5 protein-coding genes are annotated in these 4,476 nt (G+C 73.5%); 2 read left to right on the forward strand and 3 right to left on the reverse strand.

The genetic code is table 11. The features are described 5' to 3' along the window. Positions 1-174: 174 nt before the first annotated feature. The gene (locus tag ACZ61E_RS31840; RefSeq protein ID WP_469703818.1) at positions 175-1,011 is read right to left on the reverse strand and encodes a sulfurtransferase; all 837 of its coding nucleotides are present in this window, start codon (positions 1,009-1,011) and stop codon (positions 175-177) included. 251 nt (positions 1,012-1,262) lie between these two features. Between ACZ61E_RS31840 and ACZ61E_RS31845 the strand changes: the two genes are divergently transcribed. Together ACZ61E_RS31845 and ACZ61E_RS31850 are read left to right on the forward strand one after the other, a co-directional pair. After that, on the forward strand, positions 1,263-2,072 hold the full coding sequence (locus tag ACZ61E_RS31845) for a VOC family protein (protein WP_469703819.1): 810 nt from the start codon (positions 1,263-1,265) through the stop codon (positions 2,070-2,072). A 92-nt stretch (positions 2,073-2,164) separates the two neighbouring features. After that, positions 2,165-2,530, forward strand: a complete 366-nt coding sequence (locus ACZ61E_RS31850) for an arsenate reductase family protein (protein ID WP_469703821.1) — start codon at positions 2,165-2,167, stop codon at positions 2,528-2,530. A gap of 55 nt (positions 2,531-2,585) precedes the next feature. On the opposite strand, the gene ACZ61E_RS31855 is transcribed toward ACZ61E_RS31850, so the two are convergent. Together ACZ61E_RS31855 and ACZ61E_RS31860 are read right to left on the reverse strand one after the other, a co-directional pair. Continuing rightward, complete coding sequence (locus ACZ61E_RS31855) at positions 2,586-2,948, reverse strand: iron chaperone (RefSeq protein ID WP_469703823.1); 363 nt, start codon at positions 2,946-2,948, stop codon at positions 2,586-2,588. 28 nt (positions 2,949-2,976) lie between these two features. Beyond that, positions 2,977-4,311 (reverse strand): ABC transporter substrate-binding protein, encoded by a 1,335-nt coding sequence (locus ACZ61E_RS31860; protein WP_469703824.1) that lies wholly within the window; start codon positions 4,309-4,311, stop codon positions 2,977-2,979. Between the last annotated feature and the right edge of the window lie 165 nt (positions 4,312-4,476).

Consider the following 4,476-nt stretch of genomic DNA (forward strand, 5'->3'; position numbering starts at 1 on the left):
ACCTTCATCGCCACCGCCGTGGTCCGCGCTGCGGTGCGCATCAGCCAGTCCAGCACCGTCGCGTAGGAGCGGCGGGGGGGGGGGGGGGGCCCGCCCCCCCCCCCCCCCCCCCCCCCCCCCCCCCCCCCGCCCCCTTTTCACGCCCTCGTCACACCCTCACGCCCGGGGCCGGTGTCATTCGGGGTCGGGGCCCGTCGCCACCGGGCGCGAGGTGTCCGCCGTCCACTCCGACCAGGAGCCGGCGTACAGCGCGGCGGGAATGCCCGCGATCTCCAGCGCCACCAGCTCGTGCGCCGCGGAGACCCCCGAGCCGCAGTACACCCCGACCTCGGGGCCGGTGGAGCCGGCCTTCGCGCCCAGCGCCCCGAACCGGGCCGCGAGCGTCCCGGCCGGCAGGAAACGGCCGTCCGCGCCGACGTTCTCCGAGGTGGGCGCCGACACCGCGCCCGGAATGTGCCCGCCGACGCGGTCCAGCGGTTCGACGTCGCCCCGGTAGCGCTCCGCCGCCCGCGCGTCCAGGAGCAGCCCGTCGCGGGCGAGCGCGGCGGCGCCGTCCGCGTCGAGCAGCGGTAGCGAATCCGGTACGGGGCGGAAGTCGCCCCCGTCCGGGGCCGGGATCTCGGTGGTCAACGGGCCTTCCCAGCAGGCGAGTCCGCCGTCCAGCACCGTCACGTCGCGATGGCCCGCCCAGCGCAGCATCCACCACGCGCGGGCCGCGGCCCAGCCCTGGCCCCCGTCGTAGACGACGACCGGGGTGCCGGCCGAGACGCCCGCGCGGCGCATCACCGCGCCGAACGACGCGACGTCCGGCAGCGGATGGCGGCCACCGGTGCCGGGCGGGCCGGACAGTTCCGCTTCGAGGTCGACGAACACGGCACCGGGCAGATGACCCGCCTCGTACTCCGGACGGCCGGGCGGGGAGCCGGGCGCGTAACGGACATCGAGCAGGACCGGCGGCCGGGGCCCGGCGAGCAGACCGGCGAGTTCGGACGCGGAGATGATGACTGTCATACGGCCATCCTCGCGCACCGGCAGGGGCGTTCGGCGTCAACGCGATGCGTGACGACACGGCGACGTTACGTGAAGGTCAAAACAGTCATCCTCTCGCTGGATCGCGCCAAAAGCGGCGCGGCCGGGGCCCGGCGCGCGGCGCGGAGTGGAACCATGCACGGGCAACCGGCCGCGCCCGAGGCGCGCGGCCCGTTCCGCGCCGACCCATCGCGATCACGGCCGTCCCCGAACGGTCCGAGGGGAGAGTGACGATGACAGAGGCAGCGATGCGGCACAGACCCGGCACACCGTGCTGGGTGAGTCTGATGGTGCACGACCTCGGCACGACGCAGGATTTCTACGGAGCGCTGTTCGGCTGGAAGTTCGTACAGGTGCCGGGGCCCGAGCCGTTGAGCGCGTACGTACGCGGGGTACTCGACGGGCGGGAAGTGGTGGGAATCGGCCAACTGCCGCCGGAGCGGCGGCTTCCGCTCGCCTGGACGACGTATCTGGCCACGGACGACGCCGACATGACGGCTGAGGCGATCAGGGGCTGTGGCGGCACGGTGGGCGTGGGGCCGCTCGACACCGGTGTGGACGGACGCGTCGCGATCGCGTCGGACCCGGCCGGCGCCGTCTTCGGAATCCGGCAGCCGAAGACGCGCACCGCCGGCGGCGGCACGGCGGGGACGGGGCAGGGAGAGGGGGCGGGCGGACACGGAACGCCCGTCCGGCACGAGTTGGTGACGCACGAGGCAGCATGGGTCTCCACGTTCTACCGGTCGGTCTTCGGCTACGACGTGGAGCCGACCGGCAGGGACGGGGCGGACGTGCTGACTCTGGGCGTCGACGGGCGCCCGGTGGCGACGCTGCACGGCGTGGGCGAGGGCCTGAGCCGGGTGCGCGGCTCGCACTGGATGACGTACTTCGAGGTGGACGACACGGACGGGGCGGTGCTGCGGGTCACCGAACTGGGCGGGCATGTGATCGACCGGCCGAGGGAGACGGCGGCGGGGCGGGCCGCGACGGTGACGGACCCCGGTGGCGCGGCCTTCGGCGTGGTGCGGTCGGCGGATCGCTGAGCGGCCGGACCGGACCGCCGGTCGGTCGGTCGCCGATCCGCGGCGGACGCGACCGCCCCTGCCCAGCAGGCGGTTGCCGTACCGTCCGCACCATGGAGATCTGGATCAATCCCGCGTGCTTGAAGTGCCGCGGCGCGCTGACACTGCTCGACGAGGAGGGCGCCTCGTACACCGTCCGCCGCTATCTGGAGGACGTGCCGTCGGAGGACGAGATCCGGTCCGTGCTCGACCGGCTCGGGCTCGAACCCTGGGAGATCACCCGGACCGGGGAGGCCGACGCGAAGGAGCTGGGCCTCAAGGAGTGGGCGCGGGACGCCGGTTCACGGGAACGGTGGATCTCGGCGCTGGCGGCGCGTCCGAAGCTGATCCAGCGGCCGATCATCACGGCGGACGACGGCACGGCCGTGGTGGCCCGCACGGACGAGGCGGTACGCGACGCCCTCGGCCGCTCGTCCTGAGAGGGGTGTCCCCGCGATCGGGCAGGACCGGGGAGCGCCCGGCGCGCCGCCGGTGTCAGCAGACCGGGCCGGGGCGGACCGCGGTGGCCTTGAGCAGGTCGCGGAGCAGGGTGAGGTCGACGCTTTCCGGGTCGCGGAACCGGAGACAGCCCTTGCCCATGTCCTGGCCGGCCAGCCGTTCCCCGAACGCCTCACGGACGTCACCGCGCATGAGGTAGAAGGAGATGTGCCGCTTCTGGCTCGCGAAGGCGATCTCACAGGCGCCGTCCCGCTCGTACGCGGGCATCCCGTACGCCATGACCTCGTCGAAGCCCGTCAGCTCCTCCCGGCACAGCTGCCGCAGCTGGGCGAGAACCGCCCTGCGTTCCTGAGGAACCTCGGTCAGATAGCCTTCGACATCGCTCGCCCCGCTCTGCATTCCGTGAGGATATGCCGGGTCCGAAGTCTTATCCAGCGGGGTCGGCCGACGACTGCGCCACGGGGAGTTCCACGCTCCGCATCGCCTTGCTGAACTCCCGGGGCGTGGACCGGCCGGTGAACAGCTTGCCCACCTCGGTGAGCAGCGGATCGCGCCAGGCCGGATGTACGGCTTTCTCCCAGCTGAGGGTGTACACCGGGGCATTCCGTACCAGGTCGTACTGGAACCGGGCGAACTCCGGGTGCGGCGCGCGGTTGAGCAGCTTCGCCGCGGTGGTCGTGGCGGGGACCTCCCCGGCTCGCAGGAGGGCCTGGCTGTGTGCCGTACCGGTGAACTCCTTGAGCAGGGCAACGGCGGCGAGTCTGTTCTCGGTGCGTGCGCTCATCGTCAGATAGCCGGCCGGGGTGCCGAGCAGACTCCCCGGCTTCCCCTTGCCGTCCTCGACCGCCGGGAACGGTACCCACCTCAGGTCCTTGTCGGTGAACGCCGGAAATCTCCGGGCGAGTTCCGCGTACTGCGCGGTTTCCGCCAGGAGCAGGCCGGCCCGGCCCCTGGCGAGCAGGGAGAGGGCCTGGCTGTCGGTGGCCGCCGCACCGCCGTCGACCCCGAACGCGCCGCTGTCGAGAAGGGAGACGATCTCCCGCGCCGCGTGCCGCACGGCGCGGTCGTTCCACGCGCTGTTGTCACCGGACCGGACACGATCGGCGACGTCAGGGCCGCCGATACGCTCCACCAGATACTCCAGCCATCTCGCCGCGGCGGCGGGATCGGCTCCGGCCAGCGCGACGGGTACGACGCCCGCGGTACGCAGCCGGGCCTCGGCCATCTTCAGATCCGCCCAGGTGGCGGGCGGCCTGAGGCCGAGATCCGCGAACAGGGCGCGGTGGTAGAACAGGACGACCGGCCGGGTGCCGCGAACGGGGATGCCGAAGGGGCGGTGATTGACGGCACAGCCGTTCAGGACACCCGGCAGCAGTTCCTCGCCGAACTCGGGGTACTCCTCGGTGAGGTTGTACAGGTCGACCAGCCGGTGCTCCTCGGCGGAGACGCGGACGGCTCCGGCGCTCCAGGTGAAGAGGAGGCCGGGGCCGCGGTCGCCGTCCAGTGCCGTCTCCAGCACGCGGGCGTACGACGACGTAGGTGCATCACGGAGTTCGGCGGTCCCCTCCGCCCGCGCCCCGGCGGGCGACGTGTTGAAGCGGCGGACCGTCGCAGCGTGGATTCGGGTGGTGTCGTCCTCGGGCACGAGGAGGCCCAGAGGCTCGGCGGCCGGGCCGCGGTCTGCGGCGCCCGAGTCGCACCCGGCCACACCGGCGGCGAGCACGGTGGAGGCTCCGGCACCGAGGAAGCACCGTCTGCTCATGGACACGATGGGGGCGTCTCTCTCGTCAACCGCGATGACGGTGCGGTGTTCGGGGTGGGAGCCGGAGCCGGGGGGGGGGGGGGGGGGGGGGGGGGGGGGGGAGGGGAGGGGGGGGGGGGGGGGGGGGGAGGTGGGGGGCCCCCAGGGACAGCCCCTCCCCCCCCA

It is taken from the genome of Streptomyces sp. NPDC104581, assembly GCF_055583685.1.

Bases quoted from the DNA above. Each gene is read 5' to 3' on its own strand.
- ACZ61E_RS31840 (WP_469703818.1), bottom strand. From the start codon at position 1,011: ATGACAGTCATCATCTCCGCGTCCGAACTCGCCGGTCTGCTCGCCGGG.
- ACZ61E_RS31845 (WP_469703819.1), top strand. From the start codon at position 1,263: ATGACAGAGGCAGCGATGCGGCACAGACCCGGCACACCGTGCTGGGTG.
- ACZ61E_RS31850 (WP_469703821.1), top strand. From the start codon at position 2,165: ATGGAGATCTGGATCAATCCCGCGTGCTTGAAGTGCCGCGGCGCGCTG.
- ACZ61E_RS31855 (WP_469703823.1), bottom strand. From the start codon at position 2,948: ATGCAGAGCGGGGCGAGCGATGTCGAAGGCTATCTGACCGAGGTTCCT.
- ACZ61E_RS31860 (WP_469703824.1), bottom strand. From the start codon at position 4,311: ATGAGCAGACGGTGCTTCCTCGGTGCCGGAGCCTCCACCGTGCTCGCC.